The following is a 22,832-nucleotide window of genomic DNA, read 5'->3' as shown; positions in this document are numbered from 1 at the left end:
CGGCCTCGATATCGGCGCTGGCGATCTTTTCGCGAATGGTGTCAGCGTCGTCCCCCTTGTCGGCGAGGAACGCCTTGATCTGGTTGGAGATCATCCAGAACAACGGTGCGAAGCCTTGGGTATCATGCGCTTGTTCGGGCGTCAGAAGGAAGCCGAGCGGTCGGCCTTCCGCATAGCGCCGGGCTTGAGCTTGGTGGTGAAACCGCCGCGCGATCGGCGAAGCGCCTCGGTCTCTTGAGTTCCCTTTTTATGCCGACTGCACAATGGTGTGCCCGGACGACGGTGCTGTCGATCAGGTCGGCACTTCGATCCCGCGTCACCAGTTCGGCCAGAGTTTCAAGCATTGCCTCGAACAGGCGGTCTCGACCCTGCGTCGATATCGACGGAAGACGCTGTTCCACTTGGCGTATTCATCAAGCGACCGGACTTGCCCTTATTTAGTGGAGAGGTTCTGTCTCAAAATTCCGGTTCATGATCTCGAACTGGATCGGCGATTTATACCCGAGGGCAGAATGTCTGCGCACGGGATTATAGAACCCGTCAATATATTCGCCAATGGCTTTGGTTGCGTCATTTCTGTTCTGGAATACAGTGCGCCAGATCAGTTCCGACTTGATCGCTTTGAAGACGGTTTCCACCATTGCATTGTCATAGCAATTTCCTTTTCCACTCATGGATGGAAGCATTTTGTGAGCTTTGAGGATTTTGCGATACTCATAACTGGCATATTGGCTTCCCCTGTCCGAGTGCTGGATCAGCCCCGGCTTTGGTTGCCGGATTGCAATAGCTTTCTTTAAAGCACTTATCGCCAGATCCTTTTTCATCCGATCCCGCGCTTCTCAGCCGATAATGCGACGAGAATACAGATCGACAACGATTGCCAGATATAACCAGCCTTCGGCGGTCCATATGTAACTGATATCGACACCCCATTTCTGATCCGGTCCATTACAGGTAAAGTCCTGATCCAGAAGATTGGGAGCGACGGTCACCATGATTGCTGTCGGTTGTGCGTTTGAAGCGCGTTTTCGGTCGGGCTTCAAGACCGTTTTCGCGCATCAGTCGCGCCGTGCGGTGACGTCCTGCTCGAATACCTTCTTCATTCAGTTCAACATGTATTCGAGGGCTGCCATAAGTTTCACGTGACAACTCAAACTGATTACGAATGTGAGCCAGAATGATCATATCGTCGAGTTGGCGACGACTGCGCAAACGATGCTTCCATGCATAATAACCGCTGATACTGACGCCTGCGAAAGCGCAAAGCCGTGACAGAGACATGTGGGCCTTCTCCATGTCGATGAATGCAAACTTCATCGACTTGTCTCCCGAGCGAAGAAGGCCGTCGCTTTTTTTAATAAATCTCGTTCCTGGCGCAGAAGTTCGTTTTCCTTGCGAAGCCGAGCAAGCTCCTGGCTCATGTCTTCATGCGGACCGGAGAGCAAATCTTTCTCAGCAAAATTACGACGCCAGCGGTCAATTGTTGATTTGCCAATGCCAAGGTCCTCGGCAACCGATGAAATGCTTCGACCACTCGTCGTTAAAATCCGAACAGCTTCGCGTTTGAACTCTTCTGTAAATTCTCGCTGCTTCAACTCTATGTCTCCTGTCAGTCTTATCTAACAGAAGCCCTCCACTTTTGAAGGGGAAGTCCAGCAAGCGGTCGTTTGTGCGGCAGCGACCCCGGCGCTGAAGCCTGGAACGCATCTGGTGCGTGAATGGAATGGCAGAACCTACCAGGTCGAGGTGACAGAGGTTGGTTTCCGCCTTGATGGCAAAGACTATCGTTCGCTCAGTTCCATTGCGCGCAAGATCACCGGCACAGCATGGTCCGGTCCGCGTTTCTTCGGACTTAAAACACGATGAAGAAAATCCGCTGTGCCGTCTATACCCGTAAATCCTCGGAGGAGGGGCTGGATCAGGCCTTCAATTCGCTGCATGCGCAGCGTGAGGCCTGTGTCTCGTACATCGCCAGCCAGAAGCATGAGGGCTGGGTGCTTGTGCCCGATCATTACGATGACGGCGGTGTGTCGGGCGGAACACTCGAACGTCCGGGCCTGCAAAGACTGCTGTGCGATGTGGATGAAGGACGCGTTGACCAGATTGTGGTCTACAAGATCGACCGTCTGACGCGGTCGCTTGCCGACTTCGCCAAGCTGGTCGACCGGCTGGATGCGGTCAAGGCCTCCTTTGTGTCGGTGACGCAGTCGTTCAACACCGCGACCAGCATGGGGCGGTTGACGCTGAATGTGCTTTTGTCCTTTGCCCAGTTCGAGCGCGAGGTGACGGCGGAGCGCATTCGCGACAAGATCACGGCCTCGAAGAAGAAGGGGCTGTGGATGGGCGGGCCGGTTCCGCTTGGTTATGCACCGGATGGACGCACACTCAGCATTGTTGAGGACGATGCACGGATTGTACGTGCTCTTTATGAGCTTTATCTGCGCCACGGATCCCTTGTTACAGTGACGGAACAGGCGGCGCGAATGGGGCTCTGGTCGCGGGGTGGAGGCAAACGGTCGGTGACTGCGCCGGCACAGCAAGCCGTCTTCTCGCGCAGCCAGGTCCATTACATTCTGTCCAATCCGGTTTATGCCGGTCGCATTCGTCATCATGACCGGATCTATGACGGACAACATCCCGCCCTTATTGACCCAACGATCTGGGATGATGTGCAAAAGCGGCTTGTCGCGGCTGCCGTAAAGGGGCGGGGTGCAGCCAACAGCGCCAGAATATCACCGCTTGCCGGCAAGCTTACGGACGAAACCGGCGATCGTCTGACGCCCAGCCATGCCAACAAGCGGGGCGTTCGCTATCGCTATTATGTCTCGAACAGACTGATGGTCGGACAAACAGGAAAGAGGGATGCGGTGATCTGAGGCTGGCGTCTGCCAGCGCACCCGCTGGAATGTCAACTTGCCATCCGTGTCAGCGAGCATCTGATGCAGCATGCAGCCAATCTGATTCAAGAAGCCACTGCCGATGAAACGCAGGCGCTTGTCCGTCGTCTGGATCAGATCATTGCTGCAGTATCCGATGCGACAATGCCCGAATTCCTCGCCTGCATCGAAAAGGCTGCACTCGGTCAGGGTGTGATTGATATTGTGCTTGATGCCGGACGGCTTGCCGAAATGCTTGGTCTTCCCGATAATCGCATCAGCGAGAAGGTGCTGCGCCTCGCAACCCCCTTCCAACTGCGTCGGCGTGGCGTGGAGACAAAGCTCATCATCGGACAGGCCTCGCGAAACGTTGATGCAGCGCTTCTCGCCAATCTTGCGCGGGCACATCATTGCTATGAAGCAATCCGGCAGGGGCAGAGTTTCGATGAGCTCGCTATTACCCAGAAACTATCCAAACGCCGCATCCTTCAGATCATCGGCCTTGCATTCCTTGCACCCGATATTGTGAAAGCGATCGTCCAGGGCGAGCAACCGGTCGGGCTGACATCGGAGTGGCTGCAGCGCAACCCGATCCCTCTCGATTGGCGGGAGCAGCGCCGCATCATAGCAAGTCTCTAATAGAGCCAGCCTTATTGCAACCTATCGAACAAAAAGTACGGAGCAATACGCTGTGCCATGACAAACCCGGCAGCCGAAACGGCGAGCCGGGTTGCTTTGTTCCAAAGAAAGAATCGGACACGTCCGGCGGTCAACATCAATCCGGCTGCCGTCGCTTCCGGCAAACTATCAGGGCCAAACTGGCAAACTGAGACTTCCTGGCAAAAGCCTGTTTAACCCAGCAGCAGCTGCGGTCTCAGTGAAACTACGAGCCTTGCAAGCCATTGAAAAATAAACAATATTACTTGGAAACTCGCTTCCGTCTCGCACAGGCAAAATGAATGGCTGGGGGACCTGGATTCGAACCAAGACTAACGGAGTCAGAGTCCGCTGTTCTACCCTTAAACTATCCCCCAGCAGGGATTTGCAAGTGCCATCAGACTGGAAGCCTGCAATCACGATAAAAGCGTTGGCTCATTCGCGACGGCCTCCATCTAGCGAACTCAAACATCGAACGCAACACTTTTCTTCGAAAAAAATATAGCGATTTAAGTTATCCAGCTATGGCTGATTTCAAGCAGCGGTAGTCGCATCAAATTGATGTGCACCGGAACAGTTTTAGGAAATCGAACTAAAAAAGCCCGGCCAGCGGAAGAGCGGCCGGGCAAGGGGCAGGCTAACCGGGAGGGGGCCCGGTATGTGAAGGTGGCGCCTGCCAGATGAATTGTCTGCAAGTGCAAAAAGATTATGCCTTGCCGAACCCACATGAGATGTTCGTTTAGCAGATCAGCCGTGTAGTTGTGATCCGTAACCGGGCATCTGCCAGTTCACTCAGAACCTGTGTGGGGTCCGCCGCGCCTCGATAATGGGTCGCCGCGTAAATATCTTCACGGCGAAGTCCAATATCGTGCAGCATATGGTCGTCAAAGCTGCTCAGGTTCAGTACTTGCCGTCGACCGTTGGACAACGTCCAGCGACGCTTGAACGACGTAAGTACGGTCTTTACCATCTGTACGAGTCTGGATGTCTCTCCGCTCATTTTCGGTAAATGCGTTGTCGTTATCTTGCTTGTCGCTGTCATGTCCGCTCTCCTTTGATTCGGCGGGCCTAAGTGATCCTTATCGTTAGGGTCATTCGCTTTCGCGGCTCCTTTTCCTTTACGATGGCGGTGTTATCCAACAATCGAATTGATTGTTCCAACGAATGTTTTTAATGTTATTCTTCAATAATAGTGATGGATGACGCCGATGAGCACGCCCCTCGATCTCGATCAGTTGCAGACCTTCATAGCCATTGCGGATATGGGCAGTTTTACGCGTGCTGCGGATGCCGTTTTCAAAACTCAATCCGCTGTCTCCATGCAGATGCGCCGACTGGAAGAACGCATCGGCAAGCCTCTATTTGAACGTGATGGACGGACCAACCGTCTTACCGAAGAGGGAGAGCGGCTCTTGCTTTATGCGCGTCGCATGATGCAGCTTAACGGTGAGACCATCGCTGCGTTCGATGACACACAACTGGAAGGTCATGTGCGTATAGGCACGCCTGACGATTATGCAGACCGATTTTTGCCGGAAATCATGGCGCGGTTTGCACGATCAAACCCGCGCGTTGAATTATCGGTCGTATGTGAACCGACAGTCAATCTGGACGAGATGATCCGCCGCGGAACACTGGATATCGCCCTCGTCACTCAATGCGATGACAAACGTCGCTCGGAAGTTGTTCGAACGGAGCCGTTGCTTTGGGTGACGTCTTCCAATCATGCGGTGCACGAAGAGGCTGTCCTGCCGCTTGCTGTTGGACGCCCAACCTGTATCTGGCGTCATGCAGCCATTGATGTGCTGGAAGCTGCAACACGCGATTATCGTATCATCATCACTAGCTGGTCAGCGACTGTTCTTGCTGCGGCAGTTCTCTCGGGTCTTGCGGTCTCTGTTCTTCCGGAATGTGCGCTGCGCCCCGGTATGCGGGTCCTTGGCGAAGCAGAAGGGTTTGGAAGGCTGCCGGAGTTTGGCATCGGTATCATGCGCGGCCATACAAAACAGAATGCTGTCGTCGATGCACTTGCGCAGCATATTATCGAAAGTCTAGATAATATATCGTCACCGCAGCCCGGCGCGATGGTTTCGGCGGAGATGTCGCCATTCCCTGCTGTTCGTACAAGGAGGGTGCGAGCCAACGAATTGCTGCCAGGCTGGTGATGAGACAGTAAATCGCCGCATGGCTTCTTGACCCGCCGTGCTACCTGATTGCCTATGATGGGATGAGCATGGGTTCCGATTCGAGTTTTACCGGCGCATCGTCCAATGTTGCCGAGTACAGCGTTTCCGAGATTTCCGGCGCATTGAAGCGTACGGTCGAGGATACGTTCGGGCACGTGCGCGTGCGCGGCGAAATTTCCGGCTATAGAGGTCCGCATTCGTCGGGGCACGCCTATTTCGCACTGAAGGATGACCGCGCACGCCTTGAAGCCGTAATCTGGCGGGGCTCGATGAGCCGCCTTCGCTTTCGTCCTGAAGAAGGAATGGAAGTGATTGCTACCGGCAAACTCACAACCTATCCGGGCTCATCGAAATATCAGATCGTCATCGAGCAGATGGAACCTGCCGGTGCGGGCGCACTCATGGCGCTTCTGGAGGAGCGTAAGCGGCGGCTGGCTGCGGAAGGCCTGTTCGATCCTGCCGTAAAGCAACTTCTCCCTTTTATGCCTCGTGTAATTGGGGTGGTGACCTCTCCGACCGGCGCGGTTATTCGTGATATCATTCACCGGATCGCAGACCGCTACCCGATGCATGTCATTGTCTGGCCCGTGCGTGTACAGGGCGAGACAAGCGGGCCGGAGGTGGCTGCCGCAGTTGACGGCTTCAATGCTTTGCCCGAAGGCGGTCCTATTCCGAGGCCGGATGTGGTGATCGTGGCCCGTGGCGGTGGCAGTCTGGAAGACCTGTGGGGCTTCAATGATGAGATCCTCGTTCGTGCTGTTGCTGCATCGCATATACCAGTAATTTCAGCGGTCGGCCACGAAACCGACTGGACTCTGATCGATCTTGCGGCCGATATTCGTGCTCCCACTCCAACAGGGGCGGCCGAAATGGCGGTGCCTGTAAAGGCAGACCTGCTGGCAGCGCTGGCGGGGCAATCCGCACGGCTGTCATCGGCCATGTCTCGCTTTATCGATCTGAAACGGCAGGAGTACCGTTCAGCCGGACGTGCTCTTCCGTCGGCTGACCAGTTACTGGCTTTGCCGCGCCGGCGTTTCGATGAGGCGGCCTTGCGCCTCACACGGGCGCTGGTCGTCAATACGCAGAAAAAGCGGGTCCACTTTGATGGCCATGTGCGACAGTTATCGCCGCGCCTCCTTCAGCGCCGTTTTGCGGAACTGGAGCGTGGTGTTTCCGTTCTTGGGCAACGATTGCCTCGCGCCCTTGAGGCATTCCTGCGCGAACGAAGAACGGCGTTCATTCATAGGGCAAATCGTCTTTCGGGAGCGCCGATATTGCGGCGAACACGGCTTGCGACCGTTGCAATGGAACAGCTGGATCGTCGTCGTGACCAAGCCGTGCGGCTTCTAATAGAGAAAGCCAAAGGCCGCGGGCAGGAATTGGATCGCCTCATGCGCACGCTTTCCTATGAAAGCGTTCTCGATCGCGGCTTTGCGATTGTCTTTGATGCAGCAGGGCAGCCGGTGAAGCAGGCCGATTCCATATCGGCTGGCGATCCTTTAGCCATTCGGTTTCGCGATGGTGACGTTGCTGTTGTTGCACGTGAGGAGAACGCGGGCGAGCGCACGAAGTCTGTACAAACAAAGAAGGCTCACGCCCCCGGCTCCGGCAATCAGGGATCGTTATTTTAGCAACAGTCAGCCGCTGAGTTCTTCGGCGTTCTGCCGAGGCTGTCTGGCCTTAAGGCTGGCTTAAGCTTGCACGTCTCTTTCTCGCGCATCTGTCATTGTTAGAGATTCAGGATGTTGCGTAAAAAAAACCAGGACGACCTCACAAATGGCTTTACGAAGGCTGCTTTCAGCCGTCGTGGCTTTCTTATAGGTGTCAGCGCGGTTGCTTTGTCGGGCTGTGTTTCTACGGCGCAGCAGCCACCCCAACCAGTTAAAAAAATGGCCGAGCTTGCGCCGTCGCGACCTGTGCCTCTGATGTATCAAGCCGTACCGGACGAACAGTTCCCGATCCCGGCGGTGGATACGAGTAAGGTCGACCCAAAGTTCTGGCGACAGGAAGTTGATTATCCTACCAACGAAGTCAAGGGCACTGTTATCGTCGATACGCCGAACAAGTATCTTTATCATGTTCTCGGCAACGGGCGGGCCATGCGCTACGGCATTGGTGTTGGGCGTGATGGATTTGCTTGGGCCGGGCGCGCGAAAATCGCCTATAAGCGCCAATGGCCTCGCTGGACGCCGCCAGATGAGATGGTCGCACGTCAACCCGCGCTGGAGCCTTACAGCATCGCCAATGGTGGGATGCCTCCCGGTTTGAAGAACCCGCTTGGTGCACGAGCGATGTACATTCACAAGGATGGGCGCGATACGCTCTATCGCATTCACGGATCGCCGGAAGCTTGGAGCATCGGCAAAGCCGTTTCGTCGGGATGTATCCGCATGCTCAATCAGGATGTGATCGATCTTTACAACAATGTGCGCGACGGGAGCACGATTGTCGTGATACCGGATCCAAGCAAAGGTCAGCAGACGACGAGCTAAGCAAAAAGGGCGCGAAACGCGCCCTTTTTAATTGGATGTGTCGCGGCTCAATGCTCAGTAAGCATATTCGAGAAAGATCGGATCGACCGACCCTGCCCACACGCTGTTATAGGCCTTCAGCATGCGCTCTGCGTCCGTAACACCCGCCGCGACGATTTCCTCAAGCGGTGCGAGAAAATGCGTTTCGTCGTGGCCTTCGCTGTTCAACTTGTTGCGGTTCAAAAGGCCTAGGCGGGAGATTTTCAAAGTCTCGCGAGCGACCTGTTCCAGCGGCTTGCCGCGGAACATGGTGCTCAAAGCCTTCACAGGAACTTCGTTGCGAAGTGCAAGTACCTCTTCATAGGTCCAATCCTTGGTGAGAAGCTCGGCAGCAGTCAAAGCCTCTTCGTCATAGAGTAGGCCCACCCAATAGGCTGGAAGTGCACATATGCGGCGCCACGGGCCTCCGTCCGCGCCTCGCATTTCGAGGAACCGCTTCAAACGCACTTCGGGGAACAGCGTCGAAAGGTGATTGGTCCAATCGCCCATGTTGGGAACCGGATCGCTTACCTCGCCCTTGAGTGCTCCGTTCATGAACTGGCGGAATGTGACATGCGTACAGTCGTGATAATGGCCGTCGCGCAGGATGAAATACATGGGTATATCAAGCGCCCATTCGGCATAGTCAGCAAAGCCGAAATTCTCTGAGAAGACGAAAGGCAGAACACCCGAACGCTGGTTGTCAGTATCGCGCCAAATATTCGAACGCCACGATAAGAGTTGGTTCGGCCTGCCTTCGGTGAATGGAGAGCTGGCGAAAAGTGCAGTAGCCACGGATTGCAGCTTCATCGAAACCTGCATCTTGCGGCGCATATCGCGTTCCGAACTGAAGTCCAGATTAACCTGGATGGTCGAAGTACGGTACATCATGTCCAGACCTTCATGCCCGACTTTAGGCATGTAGTTTGTCATGATCTTATAGCGTGACTTCGGCATAACAGGTGTTTCGGCCAAGGTCCATTTCGGGCTGCCGCCGACACCTAGAAAGCGAATGCCCAGAGGTTCTGCTATTTCGCGGACCTGGGACAGATGTGCGTTCACTTCACGGCATGTTTGATGAATAGTTGAAAGCGGTGCCCCGGAGAGTTCAAACTGACCGCCGGGCTCCAGCGAAATGGCACCTTGTCCAGTCGGCTCCACCAGACCGATGATATTGCCTTCATCGATAATAGGCTCCCAGCCAAGCGTTGCCTGCATCCCTTCAAGGATAGCTTTGATGCCGCGTCGGCCTTCATAAGGAACAGGACTGTTATCGACAGTATAGAAAGGAAATTTTTCGTGCTCAGTGCCGATGCGCCAGGCATCCTTTGGCTTGCATCCAACAGCCAGATAGCCCGCCAATTGTTCAACGCCCGTCAGTGCCGTTTCATCAGTCGTATCGCGCGCCATGCAGTCTATCCCTAGTCGATTTTTCGCTTTTCAGCGTGATTGGACAAATTTGTCAAACCGCGCAAGTCAATTCCATTGAACATCAGATTTCGATAATGTCATCCGTCATTCCGCCAGTCTCCGAGTACAGACTGTACCAGAGCCATTGCAGCGACGGCAGCCGTGTCGGCACGTAGGATTCGAGGGCCGAGCGGAATAGCTGTCACGAAGGGCAGTTTCCGAAGCGTTTGACGTTCTTCTTCCGAAAACCCTCCCTCCGGGCCGATCAACAGCGCGACAGGGCCGGGCGCTATTTTCTGCAAGATGGTCAACGGATTGTCCGATTCGTATCCTTCATCGCAGAAGATCAGATGTCGGGTTTGGTCCCATTGGGCGATAAAGCGGTCAAAGCGAATTGCGTCGCAACATTCGGGTATCGCGAGCACGCCGCACTGTTCGGCAGCTTCTATCGCGTTGGTCCTAATGCGATCAGTGCCGAGTTTGGGTACCTGAGTGTGCTGAGTGATGACCGGCTGTAGAATACCTGCGCCCATTTCTACGGCCTTTTGCACCATATAGTCCAGCCGCCCCTGCTTCAGTGGAGCGAAGCAGTAGATCAAGTCGCTCGGTAAAGGTTGCTGACGTGTCTGTTCAAAGGGCACCAGGAAAAGTCGTTTTTTCCCCTCGGGCTTCAGCCGAGACTTCCATTCGCCGTCGCGTCCATTAAACGCGAGAATTTCATCGGCGTCCTTCAACCGCAGGACATGCGTAAGATAATGTGCGGACTGCGGGGTGACCTCTATCTGGTCGCCTTCTGCGAGGCCGCTTTCAACGTATAGTCTCTGCATTTTGTAATTTGCGCGCATGCCAGCATCGATGGCAGAGGGCAGGGGCGATGGTCAAGCGCTTTGGTGATACATTAAAAGATGATTTATTAGCGCTACTACACAAACAATTGATGGGAGATCATGTCTGTTGCATTTAATTAGATTGTATTCATATAGATATGAAGCTATCTATTTGAATGGAATTGATGTGATGAAGCAAACGTGGGTTGAATTTGCACCGCTTCTTGCAAGCGTTGCCAGAGGATGGCGGAAAGCTTTCGATGCAGCGATGGCGGAACATGGTCTTTCCGACGCGAAAGCTATACCGCTGATGACCCTGTTGCGGCATGGAGATCGCATCCCTCAAGGTATGCTGGCCGAACGGGTCGGTATCGAGGGGGCAACAATTGTCCGGGTTGTCGATGAGCTGGAAAGGGACGGCCTGATCCAGCGCGTTGTCGACGATGCTGATCGTCGCGTTAAACTTATCCAACTGACAGAGGACGGTCGCGCTCTTGCCACCCAGGTGGAAAAGTCTGCCGCCCGCCTTCGTGCTCTTTTCCTTGGCGATTTCGATTCTGATGCGGTCGATGTAGCCATGGAATTGTTGCGCAAGCTGAATGAGAAATTTCAAACCTAGTCTTTCTGATCGGCCTTCTGACTGGAAAGACGCAATGCGTTAGACCGGTACCCTACAAGTCATGATGAAACCAGCCGAAACAACCCCGAAATTCTGGGACGTAGTCTTTTCACTGAAGACTTTCGCTGCGGCTATGCTTGCCCTGTGGATCGGCTTGATGGCTAATCTGCCTAATCCCTACTGGTCCATTGCAGCGGTCTACATCGTTGCACATCCGCTTTCAGGGGCGACCACATCAAAGGGCTTTTACCGTCTGATCGGTACCATTATTGGCGGGACAGTGACCGTCCTGTTTGTTCCGCATTTTGTCAACTCGCCTGAGATTCTGACATTGGCGATCGGTCTCTGGATGGGCCTCTGCCTTGCAATCAGTCTGCTCGACGGTACGCCGCGCAGCTACTTGTTCATGCTGGCTGGTTATACGGTGGCAATAGCAAGTTTTGCCGTTGTTTCTGTGCCTGAAACGACATTCGACTACGCAGTGGGTCGTGTAGAAGAGATCGCAATCGGCATTATTTGCGCCGCTGTCGTCAACCGGCTTGTTTTCCCGCGCCACAGTGGACCGGTGCTCGTCAATCGTATCGATAATTGGCTGCGAGACGGTTCGAAGCTGGCAATGGCAAGTATGCGGGGGGAGGGGGCTACTCCCGAATTCCTCCGGGATCGTCAGCGTCTTGCAACCGACGCTCTTGAGCTGCGTAATTTGACCACGCATGTTGCCTATGACACGTCATCGATCAGAAATGTTGGTAGGCTGCTTCACGTGTTGCGGCAGCGCATGGTGGCTGTTCTTCCGATAATATCGAGCCTGCATGATGTGTTGGAGCTTCAGCCAGATGAGCGTGAAACGCCCTGGCCCCCGGCAGTGCAGAAGCTATTGGATGAGACCTGTGATTGGATCGAAAGTGGTGAAAGTCTGACAGACGAACGCCGCGCTGTTCTGTTGCAGTTTATGGAAGAAATTGAGCAGGAGGGGAAGGGCGCAACAACTTGGGGCGAATTGCTGCCTTTCAACGTGGCTGCTCGTGTTCGTGATCTTGTCCAGATATGGAGCGATTGCATCACGTTGCGTCAGGACATTGTGTCCGGTTCACAGCATGCACTGCGGTGGCGTCGCTACGACGCGCACCTGAAAGCGCGTCCGATGCACCGTGACTACGGCATGGCGCTTCTGTCTGGATTTTCAGCCTTTCTGGCTACATGCATTGCAACCGCATTTTGGATTGCGAGCGGCTGGTCTCAGGGCAGTGTCGCAGCCATGATGGCCGGCATCTTCTGCTGCATTTTTGCCACCATGGATGATCCAGTGCCGGTAATGCGCAAGTTCAACTGGTTGCTTTTGATTGTCATCGTCGCGGCCTTCATATTTGAGTTTGCGTTGTTACCACTGGTGGACGGATTCTTTCCGCTCATTCTGGTGCTAGGGCTGTTCCTTATCCCGGCTGGCCTGTTGCTCGCCGTTCCTTCACAATTTCTGCTGGGCATGGTGCTCTGCGTGAACTTACCGAACATGCTCATGTTGCAGGGGCATCTGACACATGACTTCGTCAGTTTTGCCAATGCCAATCTGGCCACGATTTTAGGCATAGTGATTGCCGCCGTGGTAACCTCCATTGTTCGATCAGTGGGTGCGGAATGGAGTGTACGCCGTCTGATCAAGGCAGGCTGGAACGATATTGCACTTGCTGCCGAACGGAGTCCGGGGCGCCACCGCCGTCAGCGCATGAACCGGCTATTGCTTCGGATGATCGACCGTATAGGCATGATGACGCCCCGCTTGGCATTGGTCCCGGCGGCAGACTTGGCTAAAGTCGACCTGCTGCGCGATCTGCGAAACGGTATGAATACGATCGATCTCCAGCAGTATCGCTCCAAACTGCCTGAAAACTGTAGGTCGGCTGTCGATGAAGTGCTGGACGGGGTCGGGGCGCATTATCGTACCCTGGCTAACAAACCGCAGGAGACAAGCGATATCGACCGAAATCTGCTTGCTTCCATCGATACTGCAATCACGATCATTATCGAGAGCGGATCGCCTGCAATAACTAAGCGTACGCGAATGGCGCTGGTTGCTCTTCGCTTCAATCTTTTCCCGAAGAGTCCACCTTTCGCCCTGCCGCCGCGTCCGCTGATGGAAGTCCCACAGGCAGCTTAGAAGAACGATGTGATTTGTGATGCAACCTGAATTCGACATCTACGGAATTTACATTCCGACCCTCGGCGTGCTGGCACTTGGTGCCTATTTCATAAATTCGCTCATGCAGCGCCTTTTGGCGCGCGCACGCTTCTATCGTTTCGTATGGCATCGGCCTCTGTTCGATGCTGCGATGTATTTTTGCATTCTCGGCGTTACTGCCGTCATTCTCAACGGAATACCACTATGAAAAAGCTCGTTGCACATTCAGGCCGTATCTTTGTAACCGCTGTTATGGTCACTATGGCGGGGTTCCTTGGTTGGCATTTGTGGGACTATTACATGAATGCGCCGTGGACGCGTGACGGCAAAATTCGCGCCGATGTGGTGCGTGTTGCGCCGGACGTTTCGGGTCTGGTTGGGGAAGTGCTCGTCCATGATAATGAGAGCGTTCGTCAGGGCGACGTTATCTTCCGTATCGATCAAGCACGGTACAAGCTCGCCCTGCAGACAGCGGAAGCAAAGGTTGATAGCAGTAAGGCGGCACTCGACATGGCAAACCGTGATCTGGTCCGCTACCGACAGCTCAACGACACGACCGTAACGCGCCGGAAACTCGAGCAGATCGAAACGACGGCCCAGCAAGCGGAGGCTTCCTATCGTCAGGCGCAATTGGATCGTGACCTTGCGATACTCAATCTCGACCGATCTTCGGTAAAAGCGCCCGTCAACGGAGTGATTACTAACTTCTCGCTGCAGCCGGGTGACTATGTTTCTGCCGGATCGGCAGTGACGGCCCTCGTAGATACGGACTCGTTCTACGTATCCGGCTACTTTGAAGAGAACAAGCTCGAGCGTATCCAGATCGGTGATCCGGTGGTGGTCGATATAATGGGCAGCAAATTACAACTCAAAGGAAAAGTCGAGGGTATTGCCGGAGGAATTGAAGATCGAGAGCGTAGCGATACTTCCAGCTTGCTGGCAAATGTTTCACCGACCTTCAATTGGGTGCGACTGGCACAACGTGTGCCGGTGCGCGTGAAACTTGATGATGTGCCGGATAATGTCCACCTCGTTGCCGGGCGAACGGTCAGCGTATCGGTGGTGCACTGATTTAAGGGCCTGCTGTCGTTCGCGCCTTTTCCATGCTAGCAAAGATAAAAAGGTGTTGGGGATTTTTCATGGCAGTGCTGGTCGTTCAGAACTACGAAGGGTCCGGATTGGGACAAATCGAACCCATTCTGGCAGATTCTGGTTTCTCGATCGATCTGCGTCATCCATACTGTGGCGATGCATTGCCTGCCGACGATGATGGATACCAAGCCTTGATCGTGCTCGGGGGTGAGCAGAATGCGCTCGCCGATGCTGAATGCCCCTATTTCCCGCATTTGTTAGATCTCATATGCCGGTTCGGCGACGGCGATAAGGCTGTTCTCGGTATTTGTCTGGGCAGTCAACTCATAGCGCGTGCCTATGGTGGCCAGAATATTCTCGATAGGCCCATGGAGTTCGGCTGGCACGAGGTTCGGCTTACTGAAGAAGGCAGAAGCGACCCGGTACTGTCCGCCGCAGGAGATGCGTTCCCAATCTTTCATTGGCACCGCGATACGTTTTCGCTTCCGAAGGACGCATTGCATATGGCGACGAGTGATATGACGCCTCATCAGGCCTATCGTATTGGGCGAGCAGTTTATGGTACGCAGTTTCATTTTGAGGCGAACACGCAACTCGTGACTGAGTGGAATGATCAGCTAAACAATCTGATTGCAGGTTTCGCCCCGGACTGGGCAGTACAGTATCCAGTGCTTGCAAGGAAGTTTGGAATGCAAGCGGATGCGGCAGGTGCTGCATTAGCAAGGGCTTGGGTAGCTCAAATCTAGAGTCTTGATAACCGCGTCTTGACCTAAAGCCGAGCTCTTGCGTTGCGGCTTTGCCACAGAGCACAGCCAATTCTATTTTTCATAGAAAAAGCGGTGAGCTGGCAGGAACCGTTCAGTTGCGGGTAACTTTTTTCGGGTGTAACTGAACGCCGTCTCTCCGGGCAGCAACTGAATGAGCAGGGCTGATTGTCATGCTCCCAAGTGGCGGCTCGTCTAACGAGTTTTGTCCGGCCCCAGTCGAAAGAGTTTCCGAATATGACCGCCAAGCATGCCGCTCTTCTTACCGTTCTGATGGTTTCCGCAATTGTGTTCATGGCGGTCGGGATATTCACCGTTGATGCGGGCAACAATGCGATGTCGACCGATGGCTACGGAATTTCCAGCGCACACTAAGCATATTACCTCACTTCGATAAAACGCTTCTCCGAACCATCTATTACGATGCTTGAAAGTCGTCCACTTTTCCAAGCATATGTATCGAGGTTGACCCTGTTGCACTGAATGTCGACCGCGTTTTGCGGCGTATGTCCATGGATGACGACCTTTTCGAAGGGAGCTGTCCATTTGAGAAAAACTGTGCGAATCCAGATCAGTTCTTCTGGATCTTGGGCATCTAGCGGCACTGTGGGGTTTATTCCTGCATGACAGAAGAAAAATTCGCCGAACGCGACCGAGCGCGGCATGGCCCGAATAAAATCGATATGCTCTTGCGGTACGGTTTGCACTAGGGTCTTATGACCCTCGCGCGCTGAATCAGCGTCAGAAAAATCAATCTCTGCTCCGTAGGACCGAGCGGTGTCGACGCCGCCATGCAGTGCGAATATCCCTGCTACATCTCCCGTCGCGAGATAGGTGAGAAAACCGTCATCGTGATTGCCGAGCAGGGAAATTACACGTTCATCCCGACGTGCAGCATCAATCAGGAAGTCCAACACTTCCTTTGAGCTTGGTCCGCGATCTATATAATCGCCAAGGTGAATGATACGCCAGTCGTGAGCGGGGCGCTGGTCAAGGTCGGTACGGATCAGTCCATGCATGTCACGCAACAGATCAAGGCGGCCATGCACGTCCCCAATGGCATAAAGGCGGATACCGTCCGGTCCTTTCGCATCCTTGAAAACCACACTCATTCGTCGCTAATCTCCTTCATGTCTTTGCCTGAATTAACGCCCGCCCGCTGCCGGTAGCGCAGACGCGCAACACGTTCGCGCTCTTCGTGCAACTCGCGATCATGTGTGGCTTGCTCCACGAAACGGATGTGTTTCTGAACCGCTTCGCGGGCCGCCTGCGGATTGCCAGCCATGACGGCATCGTAAATGGCGCGATGTTGAGACAGGAACATGTCAGCGACCCCGGGATAGCTGTAGATAAGGCTTCGGTTGTAAAAAACGCCATCCTTAAGCAGTTGATAGCAAGACCGTAGGGTGTGCAGCAGAACAATGTTGTGTGCCGCTTCACCAATAGCATTGTGCAATTCCACGTCGAGGCGCGCTTCTGTGTCGAAGTCACTGACACCATGAGCTCTTTCCATAGCCTCCATAATTTCGGTCAGAAGCGCCTTGTCAGCGGGCGTGGCTCGAAGTGCTGCATATTCGGCAGCTATGCTTTCAATTTCTCGGCGATATTCGAGGTAATCTGCTGTCGCCTTTCGGTGATCGGCGAAAAGCCTGACTACTGGGGCGCTAAATACCTGTCCGATCACATCAGCGACGAAGGTACCGCCGCCATGCCGGGAAATCAGGAGCTCGGCAGTCTCGAGTCTTTTGAGAGCATCGCGCAATATCGGGCGGGATATATCGAACTGGCGCGCCAGCTCACGCTCGCCAGGAAGACGATCGCCGCCACGCAGAACACCTTCAAGAATCAGCGTTTCGATCTGGTACACGACATCGTCTGCCGTGCGACTTGCCTGAATGCGGGAAAAAATCGTTTCGGCCATGCCGCCTGAAGTCCTTTTCATAACGGCGGCAAAGTAGCTGTTAGCCCGACGTCGGGCAACGGAATATATTGAAAATGAAAGCCCGGTCGATGATGCAACCGGGCTTTCAGAATATATGATCAAAAAATGATCAGGCGTTTTTGCGCTTGCGTGTCGCGACGAGGACGAAAAGACCTGCGACAAGGCCATACATGGCCCATTTGAACGGAAGTGCGTCGGCCGTCTCGCTGCGGATCGGAAGTACAGTTATCGTGCCGGGGCGGCTTTCGACGCCAGTTTTGCCGTCAGCTTTGGCTTGCTCGATTTGTTGCGGAGAAACGACCCACTCGGCGCCGCGGGACTTGTCATAGACCATGAAGCCGCAGCCAACGATAACGGCGACGACGAGTGCTAGAATAAAGCGTACAGGTGTGTTCATCATTTTTTCCAGATAATCAGGATAACGGGAGGAGCTCATCCGATTCGCTCGAATAACGGATTGCGGGATAGCTAAGTCTTTGAGATTCAAAAACTTAGACAGCTTTATATGCTGACTCACTAATATAGTGTGCGTGACTTATTAACCGACGAACGTAAGCCGGTCTATTTTTTTGCTATTTCGTGCGGAGACGTACCGCTCTCCCAGTAGGGAACTGGGCCATAAAGATCGGCCAGATAGTCTATGAACAGTCTGACCTTTGCCGGGAGAAACTGTTTTGATGGATAGACGGCATGAATTGCAACATTGCGAGAGGCCGCATAGTCGGGCAGAACCTGTACTAACTTGCCTGCTGCTAGTTCTGGGCCTATGTCCCAGGTTGAGCGTTGCGCTATGCCGAGGCCTGCCAGAACTGCCTCGCGTATCATTTCGCTGGAATTGGTTTGTAGCGGCCCAACTGGGCGAATGACGATAGGGCCTTTGGGACCTTCCAGTCGCCAAGGGTCGTTGTTGTGCGGGGCCAGACAGATATGATCCTGCAAATCCTCGATACTCTGCGGCGTGCCTCGTTCCGAGACATAGCCGGGTGAGGCCACGAAAATACGACGCACGGGTGCGAGCCGGCGTGCGACGAGGGTTGAATCGGAAAGTTCCGCGATCCGAATGGCAAGATCGTACCCATCCCCCACAATGTCGACCATCTCGTCGGTAAGCTGCATATTGACGGTCAGGTCGGCATTGGCGCGCATGAATGGTACGAGGTAGGGTGCAATGTGCATGCGGCCGAAAGTCGTCGGAGCTGATATTTTCAGTGTACCGCGCGCATCCGCTGAACGGCGGGCGACGAAAGCCTCCGCTTCCTCAATGTTGGAGAGAATGGCAAGAACCCGCTCATGATAACCCTGACCAGCCTCCGTCAACGCGATCTGGCGGGTTGTACGTTGAAGTAGTCGGGTTCCGAGGCGCTCTTCCAGTCGGCCCAGGCGCTTCGAGACGACTGCTGGCGAGAGACTCAGATCGCGAGCGGCTGCCGACATGCTGCCCGTTGCCACAACGCGGGCAAAGATTTCCATATCCGCCAGACTGCTCATCATGTTGTGCTACCCCACTCCCTGCTATGCTTTTGCTAAAGCTCCGAGTCTAAAGCATCTAGCCGAGCGCTAGGAAACTAGGCAAGCAATTATGCCGCAGCGTGGAAACTGTTTAGCTACTGACTCAAGTGGTAAAAATGATTTACCACTTGACGAAAGTGGTGCGGAATGCACTTTGACCACATCAGTGGTGGAGGAAAATATGAGCGGACTCATCATGCCGAAGCCGGACGCATCCGTCCTGCAGCGACGCGAGCAGATCGTCGTCGATCTGCGGGGCATTGTGCCGGGCGAAGGCGTTGTTGATGCCATCAACGCAATGCGCGTGTTCGAGAGTGATGGCCTGACTGCACACCGGTCATTGCCTCTGGTTGTTGTGCTGCCAGAGACGGTAGAGCAGGTTTCTCAGGTTCTGCGCTATTGTCACGATAACAATATTCGGGTGGTGCCTCGCGGCGCGGGTACATCACTGTCCGGCGGCTCGATGCCATTGCAGGATGCCGTTCTGCTGGGAATGTCGCGCTTCAATCGCATTCTCGAAATCGATTATCCTAATCGCGTGGCGGTGGTGCAACCGGGCGTGACGAATCTCGGCATTACAAAGGCTGTTGAGCATGAGGGCTTTTATTATGCGCCCGATCCGTCGTCGCAGATCGCCTGCTCCATTGGTGGCAATGTAGCAGAGAATGCCGGGGGTGTGCATTGCCTCAAATATGGTCTAACTGTGAATAATGTGCTCGGCATCGAAATGGTGCTGATCACTGGAGAAGTTATCCGGCTTGGCGGCAAGCATCTCGACAGCGAAGGCTACGATCTTCTTGGTCTGATGACCGGATCGGAAGGACTGCTTGGCGTCGTGACAGAGATTACCGTTCGTATCCTGCAAAAGCCGGAAACGGCCCGCGCAGTTATGGTTGGCTTTCCCTCCAGCGAGCAGGCCGGTCAGTGTGTGGCCGATATTATCGGCGCGGGTATCATTCCGGGTGGAATGGAAATGATGGACAGGCCAGCCATCAAAGCGGCTGAGGAATTTGTCCGTGTGGGCTATCCGCTTGATGTTGAAGCATTGTTGATTGTCGAACTGGATGGGCCACCAATTGAAGTGGATTATTTGATTGGCCAGGTCGAAGCGTTGGCGCTTAAAAATGGCTCCACAACGTGCATATTGTCTCAGTCGGAGGAACAGCGTCTGGCTTTCTGGGCGGGGCGGAAAGCGGCATTTCCAGCGGTTGGACGTATTTCGCCAGACTATCTATGCATGGATGGCACCATCCCGCGTAAAGAGCTACCGCGTGTTCTGTCGGGGATGCGTGAACTATCCGAAAAATATGGGTTGCGGGTGGCCAATGTGTTTCATGCAGGCGACGGCAATCTGCATCCGCTTATTCTCTATGACGCGAATATTCCTGGTGAACTGGAAGCTGCGGAAGATTTTGGCGCGGACATCTTACGTCTTTGCGTAAAGGTTGGGGGGGTGCTTACCGGCGAACATGGGGTCGGTATCGAAAAGCGCGATCTGATGCCGGAGATGTTCAACCAGATCGACCTCGACCAGCAGATGCGTGTCAAATGTGCATTTGATGCCAAGCATCTCCTCAATCCCGGCAAGGTGTTTCCGCAATTGCGCCGCTGCGCCGAGCTGGGCCGCATGCATGTGCATCGCGGTGAACTGGCTTTCCCGGATATTCCCCGTTTCTGAGTTGTGGTTTTGATCATGAGCGATGAAAATATTCTAAAGCCGCGAGATGAAGCCGGTGTTCTGGATGCCGTGCAGGAAGCGTTGGCTAGTTCCATCCCGCTTGAAGTCATCGGCCATGGCTCCAAGCGCGGTCTGGGGCATCGGGTCGACGCAGGCCGTGTGCTGGACCTTTCTGAGATGACAGGCGTTACCTTGTACGAGCCGGACGAGTTGGTGCTCTCTGCAAAGGCTGGAACGCCGATGGCTGAGATCGAACAGCTTTTGGCCGACAACAATCAATGTTTTCATTTCGAACCGATGGATTACGGCCCGCTGATTTCCGGTGAGAGCGGTCGCGGCACGATCGGTGGGACACTAGCCGCCAATCTGTCTGGTCCGCGCCGTCTCAAGGCGGGTGCCGCGCGCGATCACGTACTTGGCGTGCGGGTTGTATCCGGACGTGGTGAATTGTTCAAATCTGGCGGTCGCGTAGTCAAAAACGTCACCGGTTATGATTTGTCTAAAGGTATGGCCAACTCCTGGGGTACGCTGGGCGTTGCCACCGAGATAACGTTCAAGGTTCTACCGAGGCCGGAAACGGCGGCAACACTCGTCGTGCGCGGACTGACTGACGAACAGGCCGCGCGTGTCATGGCCATGGCAATGGGTTCGCGGGAAGAAGTCGCTTCCGCCGCGCATTTACCGCCCACAGTTGCTAATCGTTTTCTCGATGGTGCGTTGGGCTGGGATGCAGCAACCGTGCTGCGCCTCGAAGGCTTTGCACCTTCAGTTGAACACCGTAGTCGGCAATTACAGGCACTCCTTGGCCAGTCGGGCGACGTAGAGTTGTTGGACGGCACACCGTCCCAGCAGCTCTGGCGTGAAGTGCGCGATGTTCTGCCTTATGCCAATACAGGAGACAATCGCGCCGTCTGGCGTGTTTCGATTGCTCCGATGCAGGGATGGCGCTTGGTGGACGAGTTCCGTCGTCATGCAGGTGTCGATGCTTATTACGACTGGCAGGGTGGCTTGATCTGGATGCGAATGGAAGCCGACCCCGAAGCGCAGATATTGCGTAAACTAATCGCCAGCCATGGTGGCGGTCATGCGACGCTGGTGCGCGCGCCGGAAGGTATTCGCGCAAGCGTTGAAGTGTTTGAACCGCAATCGGCAGCATTGGCGGCGCTTTCTCAGCGGTTGAAGCAACAATTCGATCCGGAAAATATCCTCAACCCGGGGCGTATGCATCCCCGTCAGGCTGGAGTTTGAAACCATGCAGACCCATTTCAGCCCCGACCAACTGCGCGATCCGGGCGTCAACGAAGCCGAAAAGATCTTGCGCAAATGCGTACATTGCGGCTTTTGTACCGCCACGTGCCCGACCTATGTGACGCTTGGCAACGAACTCGACAGCCCCCGAGGACGCATTTATCTAATCAAGGACATGTTGGAAAACGGTCGTCCGGCGGATGAGGAAATCGTGCGCCATGTCGACCGCTGCCTATCGTGCCTGTCGTGCATGACGACTTGCCCATCCGGCGTCAACTACATGCATCTGGTCGATCACGCGCGTGCGCATATCGAGAAAACCTATAAGCGCCCATTGATGAACCGCTTCCTGCGTGGGGTGCTCGCACAGGTGCTGCCTTATCCCGGTCGCTTCCGCGCAGCGCTAAAGCTTGCGAAACTGGGAAAGCTTTTCGCGCCGTTGCTGCGCAAAAGCCCGGCGCTGCGCCCTATGGCGGCAATGCTCGACCTTGCGCCACGGAACCTTCCAACCGCCGCTCGGATCGAAATGATCAGTGCCGCCCAAGGTGAAAAACGCGGTCGCGTGGCGATCCTCAATGGTTGTGCTCAACCTGTACTCAATCCGGGGATTAATGCAGCGACCTTGCGGCTTTTGAACCGCTTTGGCATTGAAGTGGTGATGCCAAAGGGGGAGGGCTGCTGCGGCTCGCTGGTCCACCATATGGGCCGCGAAGAACAGGCCCTAGACCAGGCACGACACAATGTCGATGTCTGGACCCGTGAGATCGAAGCGGATGGTCTTGATGCCATTATTGTCACGGCGTCGGGCTGCGGCACGACCATCAAGGATTACGGCTACATGCTGCGTCTTGATCCATCCTACAGGGATAAGGCAGAACGTGTGTCGGCATTGGCCAAAGACATCACCGAATATCTCGCCAGCATTGATCTGCCGGAACCGGATGCACCGCAGGCGCTGACGGTTGCCTATCATTCCGCTTGTTCCATGCAGCATGGGCAGAAACTCGTACGTCAGCCGAAAGACCTTCTGTCCAAAGCAGGTTTTACGGTTAAGGAGCCGCTTGAGGGCCATTTATGCTGTGGATCGGCAGGGACTTACAACATCATGCAGCCGGAAATTGCTGCCCAGCTCCGCGACCGCAAAGTCAAGAATATCGAGGCGACGGGCGCTAATCTGATCGCTACCGGTAATATTGGTTGCATGACGCAGATCGCGACCGGCAGCAAACTCCCCATCGTACATACGGTAGAGCTGATTGACTGGGCCTATGGCGGACCGAAGCCGCAAGGGTTGTTACAAACAGCTGCGTGAGAAAACCGGGCGTTTGCCCGGTTTTC

Annotated in this window: 21 protein-coding genes, 1 tRNA gene and 2 pseudogenes; 15 read left to right on the top strand and 9 right to left on the bottom strand. The window is 54.6% G+C overall.

Annotation, left to right across the window (positions count from 1 at the left end):
* Positions 1–437: 437 nt before the first annotated feature.
* Positions 438–1,601 (bottom strand): annotated as a pseudogene (locus FJQ48_RS07795) (IS3 family transposase).
* Between the two features lie 82 nt (positions 1,602–1,683).
* On the opposite strand from FJQ48_RS07795, the pseudogene FJQ48_RS07790 reads away from it, so the two are divergent.
* The 3 genes and pseudogenes from FJQ48_RS07790 to FJQ48_RS22680 all read left to right on the top strand — a co-directional run.
* Positions 1,684–1,866 (top strand): annotated as a pseudogene (locus tag FJQ48_RS07790) (DUF2924 domain-containing protein); the annotation flags it as partial.
* Positions 1,863–2,876, top strand: coding sequence for a recombinase family protein (locus tag FJQ48_RS22685; RefSeq protein ID WP_247870322.1), 1,014 nt, complete (start codon positions 1,863–1,865; stop codon positions 2,874–2,876). The pseudogene FJQ48_RS07790 and the gene FJQ48_RS22685, both read left to right, overlap by 4 nt.
* Before the next feature lie 63 nt (positions 2,877–2,939).
* Positions 2,940–3,515, top strand: a complete 576-nt coding sequence (locus tag FJQ48_RS22680; protein ID WP_247870321.1) for a hypothetical protein — start codon at positions 2,940–2,942, stop codon at positions 3,513–3,515.
* A 321-nt stretch (positions 3,516–3,836) separates the two neighbouring features.
* On the opposite strand, the gene FJQ48_RS07780 is transcribed toward FJQ48_RS22680, so the two are convergent.
* Together FJQ48_RS07780 and FJQ48_RS07770 are read right to left on the bottom strand one after the other, a co-directional pair.
* Positions 3,837–3,910, bottom strand: a tRNA-Gln gene (locus FJQ48_RS07780).
* Between the two features lie 362 nt (positions 3,911–4,272).
* Positions 4,273–4,575 (bottom strand): DUF1127 domain-containing protein, encoded by a 303-nt coding sequence (locus FJQ48_RS07770; RefSeq protein WP_139974589.1) that lies wholly within the window; start codon positions 4,573–4,575, stop codon positions 4,273–4,275.
* A gap of 166 nt (positions 4,576–4,741) precedes the next feature.
* Here FJQ48_RS07770 and FJQ48_RS07765 point away from each other — a divergent pair, with 166 nt between their 5' ends.
* From FJQ48_RS07765 to FJQ48_RS07755, 3 genes are all read left to right on the top strand, one after another.
* Positions 4,742–5,698 carry a LysR substrate-binding domain-containing protein gene (locus FJQ48_RS07765; protein WP_139974588.1) on the top strand — a complete coding sequence of 319 codons (957 nt, stop codon included), beginning with the start codon at positions 4,742–4,744 and terminating at the stop codon, positions 5,696–5,698.
* Positions 5,699–5,766: 68 nt separating this feature from the next.
* A complete protein-coding gene (xseA, locus tag FJQ48_RS07760; protein ID WP_139974587.1) occupies positions 5,767–7,350 on the top strand; it encodes an exodeoxyribonuclease VII large subunit in 1,584 nt (527 codons plus the stop codon).
* A 111-nt stretch (positions 7,351–7,461) separates the two neighbouring features.
* The gene (locus FJQ48_RS07755) at positions 7,462–8,211 is read left to right on the top strand and encodes a L,D-transpeptidase (RefSeq protein WP_139974586.1); all 750 of its coding nucleotides are present in this window, start codon (positions 7,462–7,464) and stop codon (positions 8,209–8,211) included.
* Positions 8,212–8,265: 54 nt separating this feature from the next.
* Here the strand turns inward: FJQ48_RS07755 and FJQ48_RS07750 are convergent, their stop codons facing one another.
* Both FJQ48_RS07750 and FJQ48_RS07745 read right to left on the bottom strand, forming a co-directional pair.
* Positions 8,266–9,639 carry a glutamate--cysteine ligase gene (locus FJQ48_RS07750; RefSeq protein WP_139974585.1) on the bottom strand — a complete coding sequence of 458 codons (1,374 nt, stop codon included), beginning with the start codon at positions 9,637–9,639 and terminating at the stop codon, positions 8,266–8,268.
* Between the two features lie 98 nt (positions 9,640–9,737).
* Positions 9,738–10,484: a 16S rRNA (uracil(1498)-N(3))-methyltransferase gene (locus FJQ48_RS07745; protein WP_139974584.1), complete on the bottom strand. Its 747-nt coding sequence runs from the start codon at positions 10,482–10,484 to the stop codon at positions 9,738–9,740.
* Positions 10,485–10,656: 172 nt separating this feature from the next.
* Here FJQ48_RS07745 and FJQ48_RS07740 point away from each other — a divergent pair, with 172 nt between their 5' ends.
* The 6 genes from FJQ48_RS07740 to FJQ48_RS22320 all read left to right on the top strand — a co-directional run bounded on the left by FJQ48_RS07740 (position 10,657) and on the right by FJQ48_RS22320 (position 15,492).
* A complete protein-coding gene (locus FJQ48_RS07740) occupies positions 10,657–11,085 on the top strand; it encodes a MarR family transcriptional regulator (protein WP_139974583.1) in 429 nt (142 codons plus the stop codon).
* A 61-nt stretch (positions 11,086–11,146) separates the two neighbouring features.
* Positions 11,147–13,240, top strand: coding sequence for an FUSC family protein (locus FJQ48_RS07735; RefSeq protein ID WP_139974582.1), 2,094 nt, complete (start codon positions 11,147–11,149; stop codon positions 13,238–13,240).
* 19 nt (positions 13,241–13,259) lie between these two features.
* Entirely contained in the window at positions 13,260–13,469 is a 210-nt protein-coding gene (locus FJQ48_RS07730; protein ID WP_139974581.1) for a DUF1656 domain-containing protein, read from the top strand.
* Entirely contained in the window at positions 13,466–14,332 is an 867-nt protein-coding gene (locus tag FJQ48_RS07725; RefSeq protein WP_139974580.1) for an HlyD family secretion protein, read from the top strand. Before FJQ48_RS07730 ends, FJQ48_RS07725 begins: the two co-directional genes overlap by 4 nt.
* Positions 14,333–14,400: 68 nt before the next feature.
* Positions 14,401–15,099: a type 1 glutamine amidotransferase gene (locus tag FJQ48_RS07720; RefSeq protein WP_139974579.1), complete on the top strand. Its 699-nt coding sequence runs from the start codon at positions 14,401–14,403 to the stop codon at positions 15,097–15,099.
* Between the two features lie 255 nt (positions 15,100–15,354).
* Positions 15,355–15,492: a hypothetical protein gene (locus tag FJQ48_RS22320; protein ID WP_010660970.1), complete on the top strand. Its 138-nt coding sequence runs from the start codon at positions 15,355–15,357 to the stop codon at positions 15,490–15,492.
* Positions 15,493–15,497: 5 nt separating this feature from the next.
* Here FJQ48_RS22320 and FJQ48_RS07715 read toward each other — a convergent pair whose 3' ends face one another.
* The 4 genes from FJQ48_RS07715 to FJQ48_RS07700 all read right to left on the bottom strand — a co-directional run bounded on the left by FJQ48_RS07715 (position 15,498) and on the right by FJQ48_RS07700 (position 18,550).
* Positions 15,498–16,229: a metallophosphoesterase gene (locus FJQ48_RS07715; RefSeq protein WP_139974578.1), complete on the bottom strand. Its 732-nt coding sequence runs from the start codon at positions 16,227–16,229 to the stop codon at positions 15,498–15,500.
* Positions 16,226–17,038 (bottom strand): FCD domain-containing protein, encoded by an 813-nt coding sequence (locus FJQ48_RS07710; RefSeq protein WP_139974577.1) that lies wholly within the window; start codon positions 17,036–17,038, stop codon positions 16,226–16,228. The genes FJQ48_RS07715 and FJQ48_RS07710 overlap by 4 nt, the downstream gene beginning before the upstream one ends.
* 130 nt (positions 17,039–17,168) lie before the next feature.
* Entirely contained in the window at positions 17,169–17,456 is a 288-nt protein-coding gene (locus FJQ48_RS07705) for a hypothetical protein (protein ID WP_139974644.1), read from the bottom strand.
* A gap of 164 nt (positions 17,457–17,620) precedes the next feature.
* On the bottom strand, positions 17,621–18,550 hold the full coding sequence (locus FJQ48_RS07700; protein ID WP_139974576.1) for a LysR family transcriptional regulator: 930 nt from the start codon (positions 18,548–18,550) through the stop codon (positions 17,621–17,623).
* 199 nt (positions 18,551–18,749) lie between these two features.
* On the opposite strand from FJQ48_RS07700, the gene FJQ48_RS07695 reads away from it, so the two are divergent.
* The 3 genes from FJQ48_RS07695 to glcF are packed head-to-tail and all read left to right on the top strand — an operon-like array spanning position 18,750 to position 22,806.
* The gene (locus FJQ48_RS07695; RefSeq protein ID WP_139974575.1) at positions 18,750–20,246 is read left to right on the top strand and encodes an FAD-linked oxidase C-terminal domain-containing protein; all 1,497 of its coding nucleotides are present in this window, start codon (positions 18,750–18,752) and stop codon (positions 20,244–20,246) included.
* Positions 20,247–20,261: 15 nt separating this feature from the next.
* Entirely contained in the window at positions 20,262–21,494 is a 1,233-nt protein-coding gene (gene glcE, locus FJQ48_RS07690) for a glycolate oxidase subunit GlcE (RefSeq protein ID WP_139974574.1), read from the top strand.
* A gap of 4 nt (positions 21,495–21,498) precedes the next feature.
* Entirely contained in the window at positions 21,499–22,806 is a 1,308-nt protein-coding gene (glcF, locus tag FJQ48_RS07685; protein WP_139974573.1) for a glycolate oxidase subunit GlcF, read from the top strand.
* Positions 22,807–22,832 lie beyond the last annotated feature (26 nt).

Source organism: Ochrobactrum sp. CGA5 (assembly GCF_006345815.1).
Classification (GTDB): Bacteria; Pseudomonadota; Alphaproteobacteria; order Rhizobiales; family Rhizobiaceae; genus Brucella.
This window is presented reverse-complemented; position numbering and strand designations above follow the sequence as displayed.

What these genes read in the sequence shown, in the direction of transcription:
- glcE (WP_139974574.1), top strand. Translation starts at nt 20,262, where the DNA reads ATGAGCGATGAAAATATTCTAAAGCCGCGAGATGAAGCCGGTGTTCTG.
- FJQ48_RS07725 (WP_139974580.1), top strand. Translation starts at nt 13,466, where the DNA reads ATGAAAAAGCTCGTTGCACATTCAGGCCGTATCTTTGTAACCGCTGTT.
- FJQ48_RS07710 (WP_139974577.1), bottom strand. Translation starts at nt 17,038, where the DNA reads ATGGCCGAAACGATTTTTTCCCGCATTCAGGCAAGTCGCACGGCAGAC.
- FJQ48_RS07700 (WP_139974576.1), bottom strand. Translation starts at nt 18,550, where the DNA reads ATGATGAGCAGTCTGGCGGATATGGAAATCTTTGCCCGCGTTGTGGCA.
- FJQ48_RS07735 (WP_139974582.1), top strand. Translation starts at nt 11,147, where the DNA reads ATGATGAAACCAGCCGAAACAACCCCGAAATTCTGGGACGTAGTCTTT.
- FJQ48_RS07755 (WP_139974586.1), top strand. Translation starts at nt 7,462, where the DNA reads ATGTTGCGTAAAAAAAACCAGGACGACCTCACAAATGGCTTTACGAAG.
- glcF (WP_139974573.1), top strand. Translation starts at nt 21,499, where the DNA reads ATGCAGACCCATTTCAGCCCCGACCAACTGCGCGATCCGGGCGTCAAC.
- FJQ48_RS07695 (WP_139974575.1), top strand. Translation starts at nt 18,750, where the DNA reads ATGAGCGGACTCATCATGCCGAAGCCGGACGCATCCGTCCTGCAGCGA.
- FJQ48_RS07715 (WP_139974578.1), bottom strand. Translation starts at nt 16,229, where the DNA reads ATGAGTGTGGTTTTCAAGGATGCGAAAGGACCGGACGGTATCCGCCTT.
- xseA (WP_139974587.1), top strand. Translation starts at nt 5,767, where the DNA reads ATGGGTTCCGATTCGAGTTTTACCGGCGCATCGTCCAATGTTGCCGAG.
- FJQ48_RS07720 (WP_139974579.1), top strand. Translation starts at nt 14,401, where the DNA reads ATGGCAGTGCTGGTCGTTCAGAACTACGAAGGGTCCGGATTGGGACAA.
- FJQ48_RS07705 (WP_139974644.1), bottom strand. Translation starts at nt 17,456, where the DNA reads ATGAACACACCTGTACGCTTTATTCTAGCACTCGTCGTCGCCGTTATC.
- FJQ48_RS07740 (WP_139974583.1), top strand. Translation starts at nt 10,657, where the DNA reads ATGAAGCAAACGTGGGTTGAATTTGCACCGCTTCTTGCAAGCGTTGCC.
- FJQ48_RS07765 (WP_139974588.1), top strand. Translation starts at nt 4,742, where the DNA reads ATGAGCACGCCCCTCGATCTCGATCAGTTGCAGACCTTCATAGCCATT.
- FJQ48_RS22680 (WP_247870321.1), top strand. Translation starts at nt 2,940, where the DNA reads ATGCAGCATGCAGCCAATCTGATTCAAGAAGCCACTGCCGATGAAACG.
- FJQ48_RS07750 (WP_139974585.1), bottom strand. Translation starts at nt 9,639, where the DNA reads ATGGCGCGCGATACGACTGATGAAACGGCACTGACGGGCGTTGAACAA.
- FJQ48_RS07770 (WP_139974589.1), bottom strand. Translation starts at nt 4,575, where the DNA reads ATGACAGCGACAAGCAAGATAACGACAACGCATTTACCGAAAATGAGC.
- FJQ48_RS07745 (WP_139974584.1), bottom strand. Translation starts at nt 10,484, where the DNA reads ATGCGCGCAAATTACAAAATGCAGAGACTATACGTTGAAAGCGGCCTC.
- FJQ48_RS07730 (WP_139974581.1), top strand. Translation starts at nt 13,260, where the DNA reads ATGCAACCTGAATTCGACATCTACGGAATTTACATTCCGACCCTCGGC.
- FJQ48_RS22685 (WP_247870322.1), top strand. Translation starts at nt 1,863, where the DNA reads ATGAAGAAAATCCGCTGTGCCGTCTATACCCGTAAATCCTCGGAGGAG.
- FJQ48_RS22320 (WP_010660970.1), top strand. Translation starts at nt 15,355, where the DNA reads ATGACCGCCAAGCATGCCGCTCTTCTTACCGTTCTGATGGTTTCCGCA.